An 18,748-nucleotide genomic window follows, 5' to 3' on the forward strand; every position below is an offset into this window, starting at 1 on the left:
GGGGAGCCCCGTCACGTCACATCGCGGGGCGGGGATCCCGCAGGTCGCGACCGGTCCACTCGGGTGCGACGATCGCGGCGACCAGGGCGGAGGCGGTGAAGACCCCCATGAGCACCATGATCGGGACGATGCTGCCGGTCGCGGCGGCCACCCACGCGGCGGCGACGACCGGGCCGATGCCCGTGGCGATGATGGCGGCGACCTCGCGGACGACGGCGGTGAGGGTATAGCGGTTGCGGGCACCGAAGATCTCGGGGATCGAGATGTTCTCCATGGATGCCAGGCCCAGCACCGAGATGTTGTGGATCAGCGCGTAGCCGACGAAGATCCAGCCCACCTCGCGGGAGTTGATCAGCAGCAGGGTCGGAACGATCAGAACGAGCGACAGCGACGACATCACGATGTACATCCGTCGGCGACCGACCTTGTCGCCGAGGAAGCCCACGAGCGGGATCGTGATGAAGCCGATCAGCGACGACACGATGACGATCTCGGGACCGACCTCTTTCGAGATCGCGAGGGTGATCGTGATGAACGAGATGAGGTAGGTCTGCACGATGCCGGAGTTGCCGGCCTGGCCGAAGCGCAGGAAGAACGACACGAGGATCGCCTTGATCGGCTTCCTCCGCAGCGACTCCAGGGTGCGGACGTCGTTGGTCTCGGTCGCGACGCGCTTCAGTTCGTCACGCGAGAGAGCCTTGCCGTCGACGACGTCCGTGCGCTCCTCGAAGACGGGGCTCTCCTTGAGGTTGAAGCGCACCCACAGGGCGAAGAGCATGATCACGGCGCTGCCGATGAAGGGGATGCGCCAGCCCCACGCGATGACGTCGCTCTCCATCATCACGGCGAGCAGGATCGCCCAGATGCCCGAGGCGAAGAGGGTTCCGCAGTTGGTGCCGAGGGCGACCAGCGAGGCGACGACGCCGCGACGGTTGTCGGGGGCGTACTCGGCGAGCATGACGCCCGCGCCCGAGATCTCGGCCCCCGCACCGAAGCCCTGCGCGAGACGCAGGATCACCAGCAGGATCGGGGCCAGGATGCCGACCTGCTCGTACGTGGGCAGCACGCCGATCAACGTCGTCGCCGCGCCCATCAGCAGGATCGTGTAGAAGAGCACCTGCTTGCGGCCGATCTTGTCGCCGATGCGGGCAAAGAAGAACGCACCGACCGGGCGGGCCACGTAGCCGACGCCGTAGGTCGCCATCGCGAGGACCACCGCCATGGCGGCGTCCCCTCCGGCGAAGAAGATCTGGCTGAAGACGAGGGCGGCGGCAAGCGAGTAGAGCTGGAAGTCCATGAACTCCAGCGCGGTGCCGAGCCAGCCGGAGACGGCGGCGCGCGCGAGGTCGCCGGTCGATCTCTTGGCGAGGGGCGGTGACGTCGAGGCGTCGACGCCGGGGGCGGAAGAGCTGCTCATCGGATTACTCCTTTGTAGTGATGACGGGGTCGGGGACAGCGGGTGCGGGTCAGAGGGAGAGGAGGACCTTGGCGGATGCCGAGGAGTCGCGCGCGGTGGCGAACGCGGTCACGGCGTCGGCGGCGGGGATGACGTGAGAGACGACCGCGTCGAGGGCGTCGGTCGAGGCCAGCAGGGCGACGGCGTCGTCGATCTCAGTCGAGAAGCGGAACGCGCCGCGCAGGGTGAGTTCCTTGGCGAGCAGCGGGGCGAGGTTCACGCCCAGGTCGGCATCGGGGAGCATGCCGACCTGCACCACAGTGCCCGCGCGGCGGGCCGCGCGCACCGCCTGGGTGAGCGCGACACCCACGCCCGAGCACTCGAAGACGACATCGAACGATTCGTTCTCGATGGTGTCGGTGCCGACGAGGAATGTCTCGGTCGCACCGAGGGTCCGCGCCCGTTCGAGGGGCTCGGGTCGCACATCGCTCGCGCCGACGACCTCGGCGCCCGCGTGGACGGCCGCGGCGGCGACGAGCAGGCCGATCGGACCCGCACCGATGACGAGGGCGCGCCGGCCCGCGAGGTCGCCGGCCAGGCTCACCGCGTGGATGGCGACGGCCAAGGGCTCGGCGAGAGCCGCGCGCTCGAGGGGGAGCCCTTCGGGCAGTACGCGCACCATGTGCTCCTCCACGACGAGCAGCTCGGCGGCGCCGCCCTGCCGGTGGGGGAATCCTGCGGCACTGCCGAGGTAGTCCCCGCCGGCGCGAAGGTGCGGGCGGTGCTCCAAACCCGGCACCGAGGGGCCGAAGCGCGCGGGGTGCACCGTCACGGGCGTACCGGGGGCGAGGCGGCCCGAGGGGTCGAGGTCGACCTCGGCCGACAGCTCGTGCCCGGGGGTGAGGGGCTCGCGGACGGCGTACTCGCCGTTCTTTCCGTGGAAGTAGTAGTGTAGGTCGGATCCGCAGATTCCGACGTAGCGCACGCGCAGGCGCACTTCGCCGTCACCGGGCTCCGGCGCGGGACGGTCTTCCCAGCGGATGTCCTCCGCGCCATGGATCGCGAGCAGCTTCATCGCGTCTCCTTCGTGTCGTGTGCGCTCCGGGAGCGCCGGGTGGTCAGAGGGTGGGGGCAGCCAGGGCGCCGGATGCCGAGAGGGCGTCGGCGACCGCGCTGTCGACGCCGCGCTGCACGATGATGTCGAGCAGGTCGCCGACCCGGTCGATGAAGACGGTGCGATGCGCGAGGTCTTCGCCGAAGAGGTGGAGGTCGACGATGGCGCGGGCCGCGAGGTCGCGACCGCCCCGCACGGCGCCCGCGGTGAGGCGTTCGCGCGCGTTGTCGCTCATCGCCGCGGCGTGTGGACCGGGGTCGAATCCGGCGGGAGGCGCGATGCAGGCGAGATAGGCCGAGACCGTGAGGGCGATGAGGTGGGGGAACTCCCCGCGGTCCAGTGCCTGCAGGACGGGGCCGGGGATGCGTTGGCCGAGCTTGACCGATCCGTCGGAGCCGACCTGGTCGGTACGGTGTCCCAGCGCGCTGTTGCCCCAGCGTGAGAACAGCTCGCGCTCGTACTGCTCGACGTCGACGCCCGCGGGTGCGGCGACCGACGGCTCGTACTCTCGACGCAGCACGGCCGCGGCGGACGCCTCGATATCGGGGAGGGCGATGGCATCCGGGATCGTCGCCGCGCCCTTCAGAGCGCCGAGGTAGGCGATGAGCGAGTGCGTACCGTTGAGCAGACGCACCTTGAGAAGCTCGTACGCGCCGACTTCGTCGGTGAACACGGCACCGCCGGCCTCCCACGTCGGTCGTCCCGCGGCGAAGCGGTCTTGGATCGCCCACATCGTGAACGGCTCGGCGGGAACCGGTGCGTCGTCGCGTACGCCGAGCAGTCCGGCGACGCGATCGGCGAACTCCCGCGTCGTCGACGGGACGATGCGGTCGACCATGCTCGAGGGGAAGGTCACGGAGCGGTCGAGGTAGGCGAGGACGTCGGCGCCCTCGGCATCCGGGAGCTCCTGCAGGAAAGCGCGAACGAGCTTCTCGGTGTGCGAGCCGTTGGAGAGCAGGTTGTCGCAGCTCAGGATCGAGATCGGCTCCCCTCCGGCGTCGGCGCGGCGCTGCAGGCCGCGGGCGAGCTGCCCGACGGTGGACCGGGGGGCGCCGCCGCGCAGATCGGAGGCGACGAGGGGGTCCTCGACGTCGAGGCGCTGGGTGGCGGGCGAGAAGCTGTAGCCGTTCTCGGTCACGGTGAGTGTCGCGATGCGGATACGCGGGTCGGCGAGGTCGGCGACCACGCGCGCCGGGTCGTCGGCGGCGACGTACGAGTCGGTGTGGACACCGGGGACCTCGAGGGAGGTCTCCTCCGGCGAGATGGTCGCGACGGCGTAGAGGTGATCCTGCGCGTGGAGGGAGTCGACGATGCGGCGCGACCGCGAGGCGACGCCGACGATTCCCCAGTCGCCGCCGTCGGCGCGCAGGGCGGCCGCGGTGTAGACGGCCTGGTGGGCGCGGTGGAAGCTGCCGAGGCCGAGGTGCAGGATCCCGGCGGCGGCGGGCGGCGCGGGGACCGCTACCGCACCGGTGGTGGCGCGGGTCAGGCGGGCGGTCGCGGCTGCCCGGCCGGATGCGGCACGGGTCGCCTCGAAGGGATCGTCGATGATCGGCATGAAAGCAGTGTGCGGTAGTTTGTACAAACTTGTCAAGCTTTTACATCGGACGATGAAGGATGATGGACACACGGCGACGGGAGGTGGAGATGGCGGCGAACCTCACAGAGGTGGCGCGGCACGCGGGAGTGTCGATCGCCACCGCGTCGCGCGCCTTCGGCGAACCCGACCGATTGGCGCCGGCGACGCTCGAGCGCGTTCGCAGGTCCGCCGTCGAACTGGGCTATTCCACGCCCCAGGTGGCGATCGGGACGCGCACGATCGCGGTGGTCGTCCCGGATGCCGCCAACCCCGTCTACGCGACCCTGCTCAAGGCGATCCAAGGCCAGGCGTGGCACGGCCGCCACCGCATCGTGCTGTTCGACGCCGACGAAGACCTCCGTCGCGAACGCGAAGCCATCGAACTCGGATGCCGCACCGACGGTCTCCTCCTCTGCTCGCCGCGCCTCCCGGAAGACGAGGTGCTGGCCCTCGTGCGCGACACCCCGCACGTCGTCATCAACCGCGTCCTCCCCGGCACGGTGTGCGTGGTGATGGACGCCGAGCGGGGACCGACGCAGGCGGTGGAGCACCTCTCCGCCCTCGGTCACGACCACGTCGCCTACGCGTCCGGGCCGCACGGCTCCTGGGCTGACGAGCAACGCGTGGGTGCCGTGGCCCGCGCGTGCGAACGCTTCGGCATCCGCCTGACGCGACTGAGCAACCACGCGGCATCCATCCAGGGTGGCCGGGCCGGTGCCGCGGCCGCCGTCGCCAGCGGCGCCACCGCGGTGATCGCCTACAACGACCTCGTGGCGCTGGGCCTCGAGGCGGGAATGGCCGAGCTCGGCCGCGTCTGCCCCGACGACATCAGCATCGTCGGTATCGACGACATCGACCTGGCCGGTGCCGTCACCCCGAGCCTGACGACCGTGCGTATGCCCATCGCGCGCTCCGGTGCCCTGGCCGTCGAACTGCTCCTGCAGGCGATGGTCGGCGCAACGCCGATGGACGAGACCGTGCTGCCCTCGCAGCTCATCGTGCGCAGCTCCACCGCGCCGCCGCGCGCCCGCCGCTGACGGGGTCGCCGCTGCGCTCGGTGCCGCGCGAGATCGGCTCCGGCGCTCGAATCGCGTCTGATCCTGTCATGAGGGTGTGACGCGGCCGCCCCGGCTGTGGGCCGCCGGGCTCGCGGGGCAGCTCGACGCCGAAAGTCACGACCCGCGGCGACCCCGACGGTGGGAGAATAAGCGCATGGCCCAGCAGCCCGACCCTGAACGACCGGTGTACATCCGCGACGACATCGAGACCGTGACGGTGCGCCGCGCGCCGAAGTACGGCGTCTTCCTGGCGGCCGGGGCGTTCCTCGGCATCCTGGTCGCCCTGATTTTGACGGTCGCGATCGACGGGTCCGGCGTGAGCCCCTATACGCAGGTCGTCTACTCGGAGCTGCAGGTGTTCGGCTTCACCGCGCTCATCTGCGTGATCGCCGGCATCGCGCTCGCCGCGATCGTGGCGCTGGTCTTCGAACGGGTCCTCAGCGGCCGCACCCGGCGGGTCACCGTCGACCACGAGCAGTACGAGGTCTGATCCTCAGGCCAGCTCCGCGATGATCGGGTGGATGGCGGCGTCGAAGGCCACGACGTCGCTGCGCAGACCATCTGTCACCGCCACGGTCAACGAGCCGATCCACCACACGCCCCGCTGAGTCAGCGGCAGCACCTGCACGTTCAACTCGAAAGAATGCGCGCGCCTGCCCACAGTCCGCTCGTGTGCCGCGATCGCGCCGGCGTACGCGCGGTACGACACCCCCGGACGAGCCGCGGACTCCCGCGCGTAGCGATCATGGGCCAAGCGTGCGAAGTCGAGAGCGTCGTCGGCGTGAGCGGTCATGGCCCGGCGCAACATGTCGGCGCCGTCGACGGGAAGGGCGACCAATCCGTCGTACCCGTCCACCAGCTCCAGCGGTACGGGTGAGGGATGCGCCTGCGGCTCGACGGTCATCGCCCAGAAGCCCCGCCACTCGCGTTCGAGCTGCGCGTGCCCGGCGTCCGTGTCGCTCGCGATCATCGGCGGCGGTACGCGCCGCAGTGCCGGGAGCTCCTCGGGGGAACGGATGCCGAGCACTTGCCGCAGATACAGCGCGACGAGCACCGATTGCGCCGCGTCCTCGCGGATCACCCACTCCGGTTGACCGCTCGTCATGGCGCCATTTTAGGGACGCACCCGCCCGAGCGGCGCGTCCCTTGCGCGCGCCGCTCGAGGGCGGGACGAGGTTGCGGGTGCGGGGTCCGGGCACGGGGCGCGTCCTAGGAGGCGCCGAGGAAAATCTGGTGAGGGAGGATGCCGTGGCCGCGGGCTGTCCTCCCGTCGCTGCTCCTCCTCCGCTCGCCGGTGGCCGGTGACGTGGCTCGTTCGCTTGTGCGGCTCCTCCCCGTGCCCCATCGAATCTCCTCCTTTCCCGGCCGCGCACCGTTGCGACGAGCGCCGCAGTCGCCCCCGCGCGACGCGCGGGCGTATCGAGCGCGGGTAGTCTGGTGCGGTGGCCTCAGCTCCCCACGAAAACCCCTATTCCGCCGCCGGCGTCGACACCGCCGCCGGAGACCTCGCCGTCGAACTGATGAAGTCGGCCGTGCGTCGTACCCACGGCCCCGAAGTGCTCGGTGGCGTCGGTGGCTTCGCCGGTCTCTTCGACGCCTCGGCGCTGCGCGACTACGCCAAGCCGCTGCTCGCGACCAGTACCGACGGCGTCGGCACGAAGGTCGCCATCGCGCAGGCCATCGACAAGCACGACACCATCGGCGAAGACCTCGTCGGCATGGTCGTCGACGACATCGTCGTGGTCGGCGCCCGCCCGCTCTTCATGACCGACTACATCGCGTGCGGCAAGGTCGTGCCCCAGCGCATCGCCGACATCGTCGCGGGAATCGCGCGCGGCTGCTCGATGACCGGCACGGCGCTGGTCGGCGGCGAGACCGCCGAACACCCCGGCCTGCTCGGCATCGACGACTATGACGTGGCGGGGGCGGCGACCGGTGTGGTCGAGGCCGACCGCATCCTCGGCGCCGATCGCGTGCGCGGCGGCGACGTCGTGCTCGCGCTCGCCTCCAGCGGCCTGCACTCCAACGGCTACTCGCTCGTGCGGCACATCATCACGGGCGCGGGCATCGCGTACGGCGCGGCGTCGGCCGACCTCGGGGGGACCTGGGGCGAAGCCCTCCTCGAGCCCACGCGCCTGTACACCTCGCCGCTGCTGCGCCTGCTCGACGACGACGCGGTGGGCTCCGGCATCCATTCGCTGAGCCATGTCACCGGGGGCGGCATCGCGGCCAACCTCGCGCGCGTGCTGCCGCGGAACACGTGGGTCGACGTGGACCGTTCGACGTGGAGCCCGTCGCCGGTGTTCCGCGTGCTCGCCGACATCGGCGGGCTCGAGCTGACCGCGACCGAAGGCACCTGGAACCTCGGCATCGGCTTCCTCGCCGTCGTCGCACCCGAGATCGCGGATGCCGCGAGCGCGGCGCTCACGGCCGAGGGCATCGCGACGTGGCAGGTCGGCGTCGTCCGTGACGACGCTCGGGGCGAGGGCGAGTACGAACAGGGCGCGAAGGGCGTCGACGGGGGCGCTGTGCGCCTGGTCGGCTCCTACGCGGATGCCGGGCACCCGGCGAACGGAGCGGACTGACACCCCATGTGCGGCATCGTCGGCATGGCCGGGCAGGGCCCGGTCAACCAGGAGATCTACGACGCGCTCCTCCTCCTCCAGCACCGCGGACAGGACTCCACGGGTATGGCCACCGCTGAGGCGAGCGGTGTCTTCCACATCCACAAGGCCCGCGGCCAGGTTCGCGAGGCGTTCCGCACCCGCGACATGCGCGCTCTCCTCGGCGACATCGGGCTCGGCCACGTGCGCTACGCCACCAAGGGCACCGCGTCGAACGAAGAAGAGGCGCAGCCCTTCTACGTCAACGCCCCCTACGGCATCGTGCTGGTGCACAACGGCAATCTGACGAATACGCGCGAGCTCACCCGCGAGCTGTTCAGCAAGGACCGCCGTCACCTCAACACCAGCAGCGACACCGAACTGCTCGTGAACATCCTCGGCTCGGAACTGCAGTCCGAGATCACCGGACCCGACCTCGATCCCGCGCAGGTCTTCCGCGCGGTCGCCCGCGTGCACGAGCGCGTCGAGGGCTCCTACGCCTCCATCGCCCTCATCGCCGGCTACGGACTCCTCGCCTTCCGCGACCCGTTCGGCATCCGCCCCCTCATCCTCGGCAAGCGCCCCGCCGCCGAGGTACCGGGCCGCGAGTCGCGCGACGAGTTCATCGTGGCATCCGAATCGCTCGTGCTCGAGAACGCCGGCTTCGAAGTCGTCCGCGACATCGAGCCCGGCGAGGCGGTGTTCGTCGCCCTCGACGGCACGCTCCACGCGCAGCAGTGCGCGCCGAACGCGACGCTGGCGCCGTGCTCGTTCGAATACGTCTACCTGGCTCGTCCCGACTCCGTCATGAACGGCGTCTCGGTCTACGAGACCCGCCTGCGGATGGGGGAGCGTCTCGCCGACACGGTCGCGAAGTACACCCCCGCGGGGTCCATCGACGTGGTCATGCCGATCCCCGACTCCGCCCGCCCGGCGGCGATGCAGGTGGCCCGCAAGCTCGGCATCGAGTACCGCGAGGGCTTCTACAAGAACCGCTACGTCGGCCGCACGTTCATCATGCCCGGGCAGGCGGTGCGCAAGAAGAGCGTGCGCCAGAAGCTCAACGCGATGTCGACCGAGTTCCAGGGCAAGAACGTGCTCCTGGTCGACGACTCGATCGTCCGCGGCACCACGAGCCGCGAGATCATCCAGATGGCCCGGGATGCCGGGGCGCTCAGCGTGACGTTCGCGTCGGCCGCCCCGCCCGTTCGGTACCCGCACGTGTACGGCATCAACATGCCCTCGCGCCACGAGCTCGTCGCGCACGGTCGCACGATCCCCGAGATCGCCGCGGAACTCGGGTGCGATTACCTGGTGTACCAGGAGGTCGACGACCTGAAGGCCGCGATCATGGAGGGCACCGATCTGGTCGACCTCGACATGAGCTGCTTCGACGGCCGCTATGTCACGGGGACCGTGTCGGAGGAGTACCTCGCCTGGGTCGAGGGCAGCCAGGAGTCTTGACCCGCCGCGCGGCGGGACACGTCGCGCTCGCCGCGGCCGCGGTCGTGCTGCTCGCGTTGACGCTCCGCATCGCGGTGGCCTCGCTCTCACCCCTGCTGACGGTGATCGGCCGCGACTTCGAGGTGCCCGCGGCGGTCGTCGGGCTCATCGGCATGGCGCCGCCCGTGGCGTTCGCCCTGTCGGGCATGGTGACTCCGGCGATCGAGCGACGTCTCGGTCTGGAGCGAACGGTGCTCATTGCCGCGATCGTCGGCGCGGTGATGCTGGCGCTTCGCGCCGCCGCCGTCGACGCGTGGACGCTGCTGGCCGCGACGGCCGGTGTCTTCGCCGCTGTCGGGGTGGCGAACGTGCTGCTGCCCACCGTGGTGAAGAAACACTTCCCCGAGCGCATCGGGCTGATGACCACCGTCTATTCGACGACGATGGCCGTGGCGACGTTCACGCCCCCGCTCGTTGCCGTTCCTCTCGCTGAGGCGGTCGGCTGGCGGGGGTCGTTCGTGACGTGGGCGGCCGTGGCGGTGCTCGCGGTGGTGCCGTGGGTCGCGATGAGCCTGCGGGCCCGTGCCGCGCGGTCCGACATGGTCGCCGAACCTCGCGCGTCGGTCCTGTCGCGCATCGTGCGGGTGCCGCAGACCTGGGCGCTCGTGGTCACGTTCGGCGTGAACTCGGCCGTCGCGTACGGGATGTTCGCGTGGCTACCGCTGATCCTCATGGACGATGCCGGGGTGGATGCCGCTGAGGCGGGCGGTCTGCTCGCGCTCTTCGCGTTCATGGGGCTCCCGGTGTCGCTCCTGGTGCCCGTGCTCGTGGCCCGTCTCGGGCGGACGACGCCGTTCTACGCCGTCGCGATCCTCGGAGGACTGACGGGCATCGTCGGTCTCCTCGTGGCGCCCGCGGCGGCGACCGCGTTGTGGGTGGTGCTCATCGGCATCCCGCCCCTGATGTTCCCGCTCGCGCTCGTGCTCTTCGGTCTGCGGACGCGCTCCCATGAGACCGCCGTGGCCGTCAGCGCCTTCGTTCAGAGCGCGGGGTACGGGTTCGCCGCTCTCATGCCCCTGGCCATCGGGCTGACGCACGAGGTCACCGGCGGGTGGACGGCGGGGCTGCTCGTGCTCGGCGCGGCACTGCTGCTCGTCGTTCCCGCCGCGATCATCATGGCCCGCCGGGAGTCGGTCGAGGAGGCATGGGAGAGGCGTACCGGCGCGTCGTGGTGACGGCCGGAACGGCGCGGGCACAACACTCTTTGCACGGAACGCCGCGGACCAAAACAGTGTTCACGACGAACGCCACCGGCCGCCCGGACAAGCCCGCCATCGGGGGTCGCCTAGCGATCCGCGACGTGAGCCATGATCACGAGTCGACCTGATCGCCCGGTCGACGACGGCGGTTGGCGCCCACTGGGGTGGACGCTCACCGAGAGCGAGGCGGAGCGGGAGGCGTCAGGCCTTCTCGTCTTCGTACTCGCCGCTGTACTGGTCGGCCCACTTGTCGACGTACGCGTCTTCACCCGCTTCGGGTGCACCCAGTTCGCGCTCGAGAGCCGAGTAGTTCACCGAATAGGTGTCGTACTTCAGCTCACGGGCGATCTTGGTGTTCTTCGCCTTCTGACGGCCACGCCCCATGCGAGACCCCCTCACGATCGACGTCGAGGGCCGCGCTGAGGCCCTGCGTATTGCGGTTCCGGACCGAGCCGGTAAGAGTAACACCCAGGATATCACGGCGCCTTCCGGCTGAGCGGTCGGGCGGCGTCCGCCGGCACGGCCGGCGAGAGGAGCACCCATGACCGACCAGCCCCACCACGCCCCTGCGGGACCCGTGATCGCCGGTGTCGTCCCGGGGCAGGCGCCCCGGGTCGTGCGCGAAGCCGCTCGTCAGGCGGCCCTCGCGCATGTCGACCTCGTCGTCGTGCACGTCGACACCACCCGGTTCGTCGCGTTCGAAGACCCGGACGGCTACGTGCACTCCACGAGCGGCGATGTCGCCGGAGCGGCATCGAAAGCGGCCCTCGAGGACGTGCGTCGAGCCGCCGCCGAGGCCCTCGCGGGCGACACGGTCGCGTGGAGCGTCCGGCAGGAGATCGGCGATCCGGCGCTCGCACTGATCCGGCTCGCAGATGAGATCCACGCTTCGGTACTGGTGGTGGGCACGCGCAAGCGCGGTCTGGGCGAATCGCTGCGGGAGTTCCTCACCGGGTCCGTCGCCGCCCGGCTGAGCCACCGTCAGCGCCGACCGGTGCTCGTCGTCCCGCAGGACGACCCGGTCGGCGCCGACGATCAGCTCCCGTGGGAGTGATGCGTCACCCGCGCATCGCGCGGGTCACGGCGTCGGACGCCTGACGCAGCGCCGCCTCGATCTCGTCGACTCCGGATGCCGCGAGCTCGCCGCCGCGGGCGACGTGCGCGCGCAGCTCGCTGCGCACACGTCCGCGGAACTCGTTGACGGCCGCGTCGGCACGGGAGAGTTGCTCGCGACTGCGGGAGCGCGGATCGTCGGCGGGCGCGGCGTGCGCCTGCTCGCGCTCCTCACGGGAGGCGGCGGCGAGGTCGGCGCGCAGACTCCGCATGGCATCCCGGACGCTTCCGCGCACCTCGTCGGCGATCAGGCGGACACTGTCGGCCAGACCGGCCTGGATGCCCTCCAGGTCGCCGGTGCGATTCGACACCTCGGCGCGACCGGCATCCGTGATCTGGTACACGGTCTTGCGGCCGTCGACGGTCTTGGTGACGAGGCCCTCTTCCTCGAGCTTGGAGAGCCGGGGATAGATCGTGCCGGCCGAGGGCGAGTACGTGCCGCCCGTGCGCTCGGTGAGCGCCTGCATGAGGTCGTAGCCGTGGCGCGGCGCTTCATCGAGCAGGCTGAGGATGTACAGGCGCAGGTCGCCGTGCGAGAAGACGGGGCTCATCACCACTCCTCCTCTCCGGCGAGTTCCTCGGGGCGCAGGCCCGAGATGCCGCGTCGGAGAACCGTGATCTCGCCCGAGACGGTGTTGGCTCGTACGTCGACGAACGATCCCGCGAGGGCGCCGGTCGAGCCGGTGTAGTTCGTGGGGCCCTTGCCCGAGCGAACCTGACCGTCGATCTGCACGCGGCCGCTGACCGAGCGCGAGACATAGTTGGCCGCGAGCGCGCGGTCGAGTCGCACGGTCGCCGTGCCGCTGACGGAGTTGAGGCTGATCGACTGGGTGGTTCCGCTGGAATCGACCAGCATCGCACCCGACACCGTGTCGATCGACGCCTTGGTGATGCGGCCGGTGGCCGCGACGTCGCCCGAGACGCTGTTGGCGCTCAGGGCGCCGTCGAGCTCGCGCACCTGTACGTCGCCCGAGACGGCGTTGAGGTCGACATCGCCGACGAGGCCGTCGACCATGATGTCGCCCGAGACGGTGTTCAGTCGCACGTCGGTGCGCAGGCCCGCGACGAGCGCGCTCGCGCTGACGACGCCGAGGGTGAGGGCGACGTTGCGGGGGACGGCGACGCTGATCTCCGCCTTGGGGCCACCCGCGCCGAAGTTGCGGAACACCTCGAGGAAGTTGTCCCAGCGCAGCTGCGGGTGGTCGATCTCGAGGCGGCCGTCGACGACCTCGATGCGGAGGTCTTTGACGGTGACGCCGTGCACTTCGATACGTGTGTCGGGTTCATCGTGGGCGATGACGTCGACCTGTCCGCCGACGAGGCCGATCTTGAGCTCGCGCACGGCATCGAGGTCGATGACGCGCGTCTCTCCGGGGTGGATGATCCATTTCTCCATGGCTGGGGCTCCTCACTCGCGATATATCGCGTTGTACCCGAGTATCGCGATATATCGCGTATGCGTCAACCCCGCGACGCTGTGAGGTCGCACAGCGTGCACTGATGCCCGACGGTCCGCCCCCTCGCGTCGAGGATCGTCTCCGAACCGGTCCACCGCCCCTGGTGCACCGGTGCGCGACGCCCACCGCTCCCCGCCTCGACGACCCGGGCGCTGTCAAGCCCGCACGCGCGCGGCCGGTCTCACCCGTAGCGTCATGATCCCGACGGAAGGAGACGGTCATGCCCCAGAGCCGTGGATCCAGCAGTCTGAAGGACCCCGAACTCTACGAGGAACTGCGCAAGCAGGGCGACTCGAAGGAGAAGGCCGCGCGCATCTCGAACGCCGCCGCCGCCCAGGGGCGCAGCGAGCTCGGTGAGAAGGGCGGCCACGCCGAGGACTACGAGGATCGCACCGTCGGTGAGCTGAAGAAGCGGGCGAAAGAACTGGGCATCACCGGATACTCGGGCAAGAAGAAGGCGGAGCTGATCGACCTGCTCCGCAACCACTGACGCGATGGCTCGCCTCATCCGCGTCCGGCCGTACGAAGACCCGGGCTTCCGCCGGGTGCGGTCGGGTTCGGGATTCCGGTACGTCGACCACACGGGGGCGGCGGTGTCCGAGCGCGACGCCGAGCGTGCGCGCGGGCTCGTCATCCCGCCGGCATGGCGCGAGGTGTGGATCGCCACGACCGAGAACGCGCACATCCAGGCGGTCGGCACCGACGAGGCGGGTCGGCGGCAGTACACCTACCACGCCGACTGGTCGAAGCGGCAGGACAAGGGCAAGTTCGCCCGCGCGCTGCAACTGGCCGAGGCGCTGCCGCGGGCCCGTGCGCGCGTGACCCAGTCGCTGCGCCGCGCCGAGGCGGACCGTGAGCGGGTGCTGGCGGTGTCGTTCCGCTTCCTCGACCTCGTGGCCCCTCGCGTGGGCAACGCGCGCTACTTCGTGACCAACGGCAGCCGCGGGCTCACGACGCTGCAGAGGCGCGACGCGATCGTCGAGGGCGACCTCGTACGCCTGTCGTTCCCTGCGAAGAGCGGCAAGCGCGCCGAGCTGTCGCTGCGTGACGCGGAGCTGGCATCCATCGTCGAGGAACTCGCCCTCGGGCGCTCCCGTGCCGCGCTGCTCAGCTACAAGCGGGGTCGCCGACGTGTGCCCCTGACGCCGGGAGACGTCAACTCCTACGTGCGCTCGCTCACCGGCGGGCCGTTCAGCGCGAAAGACTTCCGGACGCTGCGGGGGACGATCCTCGCCGCCGAATCGCTCGCCCGGGTCGGCGCGACCGGGGGCAAGAACGAGCGCAAGAAGGCGGAGGTCGCCGCCGTCCGTGCCACCGCCGACGCCCTCGGGAACACCCCCGCCGTCGCCCGGGCGAGCTACATCGACCCGCGCGTGTTCGCGCTGTACCGCAAGGGCCGCACGATGGAGTTGGGCGGATCGAAGGATGCCGCGATCCGGCGCCTGATCCTGGGGGAGTGACCGCGCGCACCGGGTCGTGGCCGGGCGGCCGCCGCGGGCGCGACCTCGGCGATCGGCCCGACCTCGGTCGGCATCCGAGCCTCGGAACAGAGGCCGTGCGAATCGATGACCTCGCGCGGACGCCCGGCGCACGGGGGTCGACGGCGCGAGGCGGCGTAGGGTGGCGCGGTGAGCATGTGGCGTGACGTCGTTCTCGTCGCCGTGGGCGGCGCGATCGGCACCGCCCTGCGGGCCGGCGTCACCCTCGCGGTCGGTGACGACCTGGGGTCCGCTCTCGTGCCGCTCATCAACGTCGTGGGGGCGTTCGCCATCGGCATCCTGTTCGGATGGCGATCCCGGATGCCGGCATCCTCGCGCGCGCAGCGCGTGCAGCTGTTCCTCGGCACCGGCGTGCTCGGCGGGTTCACGACGTACAGCGCGCTCGCCGTCGAGGCGGCGGACCCGGGCCTGATCTGGTGGGGCATCGCCTCGGTGGTGCTGGGCACGGCGGCGGCGTGGGGTGGGCTGCTGCTCGGACGCGGCGGGCGGCGCCAGCGATGACCCCCCTCGTTTTCGTCGCCGTGGCCGTCGCCGGGGGTGTGGGCGCCGCGCTGCGCTTCCTGCTCGACACCGCGGTGCGGCGTGCGACCGGAGACCGGTTCCCGTGGGGAATCCTCGTCGTCAACCTCACGGGCGCCTTCGTGCTCGGCGTCCTGAGCATGCTCCCCGCCGAAGACGCCTGGCGGTGGATCGTCGGCACCGGCCTGCTCGGCGGATACACGACCTTCAGCGCGGTCGCGGTGACCACGGCGCTGCTCGCCGAGGAGGGGCGGACGGCGGCGGCGACGACGTATGCGGCGGTGTCGTTCGCGGGGTCGGTGGTCGCCGCGGCGGCGGGGTTGGCGCTCGGGTCGCTGTTCTGACGGGGGGAGTCCCTTCGACGGGCTCAGGGACCTTCGACGGGCTCAGGGACCTTCGACGGGCTCGGAAACCCGTGTGGGGCGGAGGAGATCGAGCGCTGATGTCTCGGGCGACGGGTGGCCTATGGCCTCGGTGGGCTCCGGAACTCGGGCGCGGCAGGGGAGCCGAGAGCGGCCCGCCGCGCGAAACACGACTGCTATCCGGTGGACGTCGTGTGGTAACACCCCGTCGTTCTACTGGAGTGCATGGACAACGTCTCAGCGTGTGCACCGGTGGACCAGGACCGGGTGTCGACCCGTGTCAGCCTAGCTCTTCTCGGCGTCCGCAGTGACGCCCCCGTGCGGCGCACGGGTGGGGCGGGGCCCAGTGACGACGGCCACTTCGTCCTCGACGGGGAGGGTGCGGCAATCCCCCTCAACCCGAACAGTCCCTATGTCGTGACGGCGTCCGGCCGCCTGACCCGGGACGGTGCCGACCTCGGCTTCGACGTGTCTCCGGTCGTGCGGCCGCACTTCTACGACCTGCATACCGACGAGGGCGTGGCATACGACAAGATCGCCAAGCTCCACGGCAAGAACGTGTTGGCCACCACGGTCGTGCAGACCTGCGTGCGCTACGACGAGAGCGAGCGCTGCCGGTTCTGCGCGATCGAGGCCTCGCTCGACGCCGGCACCACCATCGCCGTGAAGACCCCTGCGATGCTCGCCGAGGTGGCCGAGGCCGCCGTGCGACTCGACGGCGTGACGCACATGGTCATGACGACGGGAACCTCGAACGGATGGGATCGCGGCGCGAAGCACCTCGCCCGCTGTGTGCGTGCGGTGAAGGCGGCGGTGCCGCAGCTCGAGATCCAGGTGCAGTGCGAGCCCCCCGCCGACCTGCAGGCCATCACCGACCTGTACGACGCGGGTGCCCGCTCCATCGGCATCCATGTCGAGTCGATGGACGACGACGTTCGCCGTCGATGGATGCCGGGCAAGTCGCGCGTGAGCATGGACGAGTACCGCGCCGCGTGGCGCGAAGCGGTTCGGGTGTTCGGTTGGAACCAGGTGTCGACCTACCTGATCGTCGGCATGGGGGAGGACCCCGACGAGGCGGTCGACGGTGCACGGGAACTCATCGACATGGGCGTCTATCCCTTCGTCGTCCCTTTCCGACCCTTGAAGGGAACGCTCGCCACCGACGTCGACAAGGTGACGGCACCGCACCGTGCGATCGTCGACGACATCACCTCGCGCGTCGCGGGCCTGTTGCACTCGGCGGGGATGCGCGGCGAAGACCAACGCGCCGGGTGCGCGGCGTGCGGAGCGTGCAGCATCCTCAAGACGGCGGGCGCCTGATGTTCGACGTGCCCGTGCTGACGGGGTCGCCCGCGAGGCTCGCGACGTCGGCGTGGGAGATCCGCGTCGCCGACGAGGGGCAGACCCGCGCCTACCGGGAGCTGCGGCGTGAGGTCTTCGTCGACGAGCAGGGCCTTTTCGACGCGCACGACCGTGACGACATCGACGACGACCCGCGGACCGTCGTGCTGGTCGCGATGACACCCACCGGTGAGGTGCTGGGCGGTGTTCGCCTCGCCCCCGCGACGCCGCGCGACATCGGCTGGTGGACGGGCAGTCGCCTGGCGGTGCGACGCGGTGCGCGGCACGCGGGCGGGATCGGGTCGGAGTTGGTGCGCGCGGCATGCCGCGAGGCGGTGCAGCGCGGCGTGGTCCGGTTCGAGGCCACGGTGCAGGAACGCAACGAGCCGCTCTTCACCCACCTCGGGTGGCAGCGGTGGGGGCGGACGGTCGTCGCCGGCGCTCCCCACGTGCGCATGCGGTGGCCCATCGACCGATTCGCCGCCCTGGTGGCCGCCACGAAGCTCCCACTCGGCGACGTGCTCTCCGGCATCCGGGACGACCACCCCGAGGGCCTCGGCGGCCCCGGCTGGGTCGGCGACGACGGCGCCCTCGTCGCCGGCACCGACGTCGTGGTCGCCACCGACGCGATCCTGCCCGCCCTCATCGACAAGGACCCCGAGTGGGCCGGATGGTGCGGGGTGCTGGTCAACGTCAACGACCTCTCCGCCATGGGGGCGACGCCCGTCGGACTGATGGATGCCGTGTCGGCACCCACCGCATCGGCGGTACGCCGCATCGTCTCGGGGCTGCGCAGCGCCGCGGTGGCGTGGGGCGTGCCGATCCTCGGCGGCCACACGCAGTGGGGCGGCGCATCGGCGCTGTCGGTGACCGCGGTCGGGCGGACCCGGCACCCCGTTCCCGGCGGCGGCGGGCGCCCGGGCCAGCCTCTCGGGCTCACCCTCGACCTGCACGGTCGGTGGCGACGCGGGTTCGAGGGGCGGCAGTGGGACTCCACGTCGACCCGGAGCGGCGATGAGCTGCGCCACCTCGCGGGACTCGTCCCCGAGCATCGCCCCGCGGCGGCGAAGGACGTCAGCATGGCCGGCATCGTCGGCACAGCCGCGATGCTCGCGGAGGCCTCGGGTGCGGGCGCCCGCATCGACGTGTCCGAGATCCCCGCCCCCGAGGGCATCGCCTTCGGCGACTGGCTGACCTGCTTCCCCGGGTTCGGCATGGTGACCGCCGGGACGGCGTCGATGGCTTCGCCTCTCGCGAGCTCCGCAGGCATCGGCGAGCTCACGACGGGCTCCGGGGTCGTGCTCCGTTGGCCCGACGGCGTCGAGACCACCGTCGTCGACGCCGGCGCCACCGGGCTCGGCGAGGCGTAACCCGACCTCATTCCGGTCGAAACCAATCCGAAACACCCGGACGTCAGCCTGGTATCAGGCACACGCGCTCCATCCCGGCTCCACCCGACGCGAAGGACACGACAATGACCACCGACCTCGACGCACAGATCGCGGAGAACATCGCCAAGTCCCTCGGCGAGATCCCGCACCCCTCGCTCCCCAAGGGCAGCAACATCTACGGTTCCACCAAGCTGTTCCCCGACTTCCAGGCCGAGAACGGCGAGTCGTACTTCACGCTCATCCACGGCATCCCGCACGAGTCTTCGGTCAGCTTCGTCGCGATCCTGCAGGCGACCCGAGCGCTCCGGAAGGGCTTCGAGTCCGCCATCTACCTCTACGGACCGGGGACGCTGGCCGCCGCCGCCAACCGCGGATTCCCAACCACCGGGGACGCGGGCTTCCCGGGCGAGCTGAACATGAACAACTCGCTCGAGACGTTCATCAAGGAGGGCGGCACGGTCTACTGCTGCCGGTTCGGCCTGGCCCTGCACGGCATCCGGGAAGAGGACATCATCGAGGGCGTCATCCCCGCGCACCCGCTCGACGTGCAGGACGCCGTCATCTACTACGCGCGCAAGGGCGCGATCATCAACTCCGTCTACAACCTCTGAGGC

General features: G+C 70.8%; 20 protein-coding genes. 13 read left to right on the forward strand and 7 right to left on the reverse strand.

Annotation, left to right across the window (positions count from 1 at the left end; all coding sequences use genetic code 11):
* Nucleotides 1-16 precede the first annotated feature (16 nt).
* Genes ACTJJP_RS13970 through ACTJJP_RS13980 form a run of 3 tightly spaced genes read right to left on the reverse strand, consistent with a single transcriptional unit; the run spans nucleotide 17 to nucleotide 4,068 of the window.
* On the reverse strand, nucleotides 17-1,417 hold the full coding sequence (locus tag ACTJJP_RS13970; protein WP_440775584.1) for an MFS transporter: 1,401 nt from the start codon (nucleotides 1,415-1,417) through the stop codon (nucleotides 17-19).
* Between the two features lie 49 nt (nucleotides 1,418-1,466).
* Nucleotides 1,467-2,471, reverse strand: coding sequence for an L-idonate 5-dehydrogenase (locus ACTJJP_RS13975; RefSeq protein WP_440775585.1), 1,005 nt, complete (start codon nucleotides 2,469-2,471; stop codon nucleotides 1,467-1,469).
* 43 nt (nucleotides 2,472-2,514) lie between these two features.
* On the reverse strand, nucleotides 2,515-4,068 hold the full coding sequence (locus ACTJJP_RS13980; RefSeq protein WP_440775586.1) for a mannitol dehydrogenase family protein: 1,554 nt from the start codon (nucleotides 4,066-4,068) through the stop codon (nucleotides 2,515-2,517).
* Between the two features lie 59 nt (nucleotides 4,069-4,127).
* On the opposite strand from ACTJJP_RS13980, the gene ACTJJP_RS13985 reads away from it, so the two are divergent.
* Nucleotides 4,128-5,126, forward strand: coding sequence for a LacI family DNA-binding transcriptional regulator (locus ACTJJP_RS13985; RefSeq protein ID WP_440775587.1), 999 nt, complete (start codon nucleotides 4,128-4,130; stop codon nucleotides 5,124-5,126).
* Between the two features lie 175 nt (nucleotides 5,127-5,301).
* Nucleotides 5,302-5,637, forward strand: a complete 336-nt coding sequence (locus tag ACTJJP_RS13990) for a potassium transporter Trk (protein ID WP_440775588.1) — start codon at nucleotides 5,302-5,304, stop codon at nucleotides 5,635-5,637.
* A gap of 3 nt (nucleotides 5,638-5,640) precedes the next feature.
* Here ACTJJP_RS13990 and ACTJJP_RS13995 read toward each other — a convergent pair whose 3' ends face one another.
* Nucleotides 5,641-6,252 (reverse strand): zinc-binding alcohol dehydrogenase, encoded by a 612-nt coding sequence (locus ACTJJP_RS13995; protein ID WP_440775589.1) that lies wholly within the window; start codon nucleotides 6,250-6,252, stop codon nucleotides 5,641-5,643.
* Nucleotides 6,253-6,589: 337 nt separating this feature from the next.
* Between ACTJJP_RS13995 and purM the strand changes: the two genes are divergently transcribed.
* Genes purM through ACTJJP_RS14010 form a run of 3 tightly spaced genes read left to right on the forward strand, consistent with a single transcriptional unit; the run spans nucleotide 6,590 to nucleotide 10,428 of the window.
* Nucleotides 6,590-7,732, forward strand: a complete 1,143-nt coding sequence (gene purM / locus ACTJJP_RS14000) for a phosphoribosylformylglycinamidine cyclo-ligase (RefSeq protein WP_440775590.1) — start codon at nucleotides 6,590-6,592, stop codon at nucleotides 7,730-7,732.
* A gap of 6 nt (nucleotides 7,733-7,738) precedes the next feature.
* Nucleotides 7,739-9,214, forward strand: a complete 1,476-nt coding sequence (gene purF, locus ACTJJP_RS14005; RefSeq protein WP_440775591.1) for an amidophosphoribosyltransferase — start codon at nucleotides 7,739-7,741, stop codon at nucleotides 9,212-9,214.
* Entirely contained in the window at nucleotides 9,211-10,428 is a 1,218-nt protein-coding gene (locus ACTJJP_RS14010; RefSeq protein WP_440775592.1) for an MFS transporter, read from the forward strand. The genes purF and ACTJJP_RS14010 overlap by 4 nt, the downstream gene beginning before the upstream one ends.
* A 225-nt stretch (nucleotides 10,429-10,653) precedes the next feature.
* Here ACTJJP_RS14010 and ACTJJP_RS14015 read toward each other — a convergent pair whose 3' ends face one another.
* Nucleotides 10,654-10,836: a DUF3073 family protein gene (locus tag ACTJJP_RS14015; protein ID WP_440775593.1), complete on the reverse strand. Its 183-nt coding sequence runs from the start codon at nucleotides 10,834-10,836 to the stop codon at nucleotides 10,654-10,656.
* Nucleotides 10,837-10,993: 157 nt separating this feature from the next.
* Between ACTJJP_RS14015 and ACTJJP_RS14020 the strand changes: the two genes are divergently transcribed.
* The gene (locus ACTJJP_RS14020) at nucleotides 10,994-11,506 is read left to right on the forward strand and encodes a universal stress protein (RefSeq protein ID WP_440775594.1); all 513 of its coding nucleotides are present in this window, start codon (nucleotides 10,994-10,996) and stop codon (nucleotides 11,504-11,506) included.
* Between the two features lie 4 nt (nucleotides 11,507-11,510).
* Here ACTJJP_RS14020 and ACTJJP_RS14025 read toward each other — a convergent pair whose 3' ends face one another.
* The gene (locus ACTJJP_RS14025; RefSeq protein ID WP_440775595.1) at nucleotides 11,511-12,116 is read right to left on the reverse strand and encodes a PadR family transcriptional regulator; all 606 of its coding nucleotides are present in this window, start codon (nucleotides 12,114-12,116) and stop codon (nucleotides 11,511-11,513) included.
* Complete coding sequence (locus ACTJJP_RS14030; protein ID WP_440775596.1) at nucleotides 12,116-12,961, reverse strand: DUF4097 family beta strand repeat-containing protein; 846 nt, start codon at nucleotides 12,959-12,961, stop codon at nucleotides 12,116-12,118. Before ACTJJP_RS14030 ends, ACTJJP_RS14025 begins: the two co-directional genes overlap by 1 nt.
* A 281-nt stretch (nucleotides 12,962-13,242) precedes the next feature.
* Between ACTJJP_RS14030 and ACTJJP_RS14035 the strand changes: the two genes are divergently transcribed.
* From ACTJJP_RS14035 to ACTJJP_RS14065, 7 genes are all read left to right on the forward strand, one after another.
* A complete protein-coding gene (locus ACTJJP_RS14035) occupies nucleotides 13,243-13,512 on the forward strand; it encodes a DUF7218 family protein (protein ID WP_440775597.1) in 270 nt (89 codons plus the stop codon).
* 4 nt (nucleotides 13,513-13,516) lie between these two features.
* Nucleotides 13,517-14,482 (forward strand): DNA topoisomerase IB, encoded by a 966-nt coding sequence (locus tag ACTJJP_RS14040; RefSeq protein ID WP_440775598.1) that lies wholly within the window; start codon nucleotides 13,517-13,519, stop codon nucleotides 14,480-14,482.
* A gap of 174 nt (nucleotides 14,483-14,656) precedes the next feature.
* Complete coding sequence (locus ACTJJP_RS14045; protein WP_440775708.1) at nucleotides 14,657-15,022, forward strand: fluoride efflux transporter FluC; 366 nt, start codon at nucleotides 14,657-14,659, stop codon at nucleotides 15,020-15,022.
* Nucleotides 15,019-15,384 carry a fluoride efflux transporter FluC gene (locus ACTJJP_RS14050; RefSeq protein ID WP_440775599.1) on the forward strand — a complete coding sequence of 122 codons (366 nt, stop codon included), beginning with the start codon at nucleotides 15,019-15,021 and terminating at the stop codon, nucleotides 15,382-15,384. The genes ACTJJP_RS14045 and ACTJJP_RS14050 overlap by 4 nt, the downstream gene beginning before the upstream one ends.
* Before the next feature lie 243 nt (nucleotides 15,385-15,627).
* On the forward strand, nucleotides 15,628-16,722 hold the full coding sequence (locus ACTJJP_RS14055; RefSeq protein ID WP_440775600.1) for an MSMEG_0568 family radical SAM protein: 1,095 nt from the start codon (nucleotides 15,628-15,630) through the stop codon (nucleotides 16,720-16,722).
* A complete protein-coding gene (locus tag ACTJJP_RS14060) occupies nucleotides 16,722-18,113 on the forward strand; it encodes an MSMEG_0567/sll0787 family protein (protein WP_440775601.1) in 1,392 nt (463 codons plus the stop codon). Before ACTJJP_RS14055 ends, ACTJJP_RS14060 begins: the two co-directional genes overlap by 1 nt.
* Before the next feature lie 104 nt (nucleotides 18,114-18,217).
* The gene (locus tag ACTJJP_RS14065; RefSeq protein WP_440775602.1) at nucleotides 18,218-18,745 is read left to right on the forward strand and encodes an MSMEG_0572/Sll0783 family nitrogen starvation response protein; all 528 of its coding nucleotides are present in this window, start codon (nucleotides 18,218-18,220) and stop codon (nucleotides 18,743-18,745) included.
* Nucleotides 18,746-18,748: the final 3 nt, after the last annotated feature.

This window comes from Microbacterium sp. 22296 (assembly GCF_052045385.1).
Taxonomy (GTDB): domain Bacteria; phylum Actinomycetota; class Actinomycetes; order Actinomycetales; family Microbacteriaceae; genus Microbacterium.

What these genes read in the sequence shown, in the direction of transcription:
- ACTJJP_RS13985 (WP_440775587.1), top strand. Translation starts at nt 4,128, where the DNA reads ATGATGGACACACGGCGACGGGAGGTGGAGATGGCGGCGAACCTCACA.
- ACTJJP_RS14035 (WP_440775597.1), top strand. Translation starts at nt 13,243, where the DNA reads ATGCCCCAGAGCCGTGGATCCAGCAGTCTGAAGGACCCCGAACTCTAC.
- ACTJJP_RS14025 (WP_440775595.1), bottom strand. Translation starts at nt 12,116, where the DNA reads ATGAGCCCCGTCTTCTCGCACGGCGACCTGCGCCTGTACATCCTCAGC.
- ACTJJP_RS14065 (WP_440775602.1), top strand. Translation starts at nt 18,218, where the DNA reads ATGACCACCGACCTCGACGCACAGATCGCGGAGAACATCGCCAAGTCC.
- ACTJJP_RS13970 (WP_440775584.1), bottom strand. Translation starts at nt 1,417, where the DNA reads ATGAGCAGCTCTTCCGCCCCCGGCGTCGACGCCTCGACGTCACCGCCC.
- purF (WP_440775591.1), top strand. Translation starts at nt 7,739, where the DNA reads ATGTGCGGCATCGTCGGCATGGCCGGGCAGGGCCCGGTCAACCAGGAG.
- ACTJJP_RS13975 (WP_440775585.1), bottom strand. Translation starts at nt 2,471, where the DNA reads ATGAAGCTGCTCGCGATCCATGGCGCGGAGGACATCCGCTGGGAAGAC.
- ACTJJP_RS14050 (WP_440775599.1), top strand. Translation starts at nt 15,019, where the DNA reads ATGACCCCCCTCGTTTTCGTCGCCGTGGCCGTCGCCGGGGGTGTGGGC.
- ACTJJP_RS13980 (WP_440775586.1), bottom strand. Translation starts at nt 4,068, where the DNA reads ATGCCGATCATCGACGATCCCTTCGAGGCGACCCGTGCCGCATCCGGC.
- ACTJJP_RS13995 (WP_440775589.1), bottom strand. Translation starts at nt 6,252, where the DNA reads ATGACGAGCGGTCAACCGGAGTGGGTGATCCGCGAGGACGCGGCGCAA.
- ACTJJP_RS14040 (WP_440775598.1), top strand. Translation starts at nt 13,517, where the DNA reads ATGGCTCGCCTCATCCGCGTCCGGCCGTACGAAGACCCGGGCTTCCGC.
- ACTJJP_RS14015 (WP_440775593.1), bottom strand. Translation starts at nt 10,836, where the DNA reads ATGGGGCGTGGCCGTCAGAAGGCGAAGAACACCAAGATCGCCCGTGAG.
- ACTJJP_RS14060 (WP_440775601.1), top strand. Translation starts at nt 16,722, where the DNA reads ATGTTCGACGTGCCCGTGCTGACGGGGTCGCCCGCGAGGCTCGCGACG.
- ACTJJP_RS14030 (WP_440775596.1), bottom strand. Translation starts at nt 12,961, where the DNA reads ATGGAGAAATGGATCATCCACCCCGGAGAGACGCGCGTCATCGACCTC.
- ACTJJP_RS14055 (WP_440775600.1), top strand. Translation starts at nt 15,628, where the DNA reads ATGGACAACGTCTCAGCGTGTGCACCGGTGGACCAGGACCGGGTGTCG.
- ACTJJP_RS14045 (WP_440775708.1), top strand. Translation starts at nt 14,657, where the DNA reads ATGTGGCGTGACGTCGTTCTCGTCGCCGTGGGCGGCGCGATCGGCACC.
- ACTJJP_RS14020 (WP_440775594.1), top strand. Translation starts at nt 10,994, where the DNA reads ATGACCGACCAGCCCCACCACGCCCCTGCGGGACCCGTGATCGCCGGT.
- ACTJJP_RS13990 (WP_440775588.1), top strand. Translation starts at nt 5,302, where the DNA reads ATGGCCCAGCAGCCCGACCCTGAACGACCGGTGTACATCCGCGACGAC.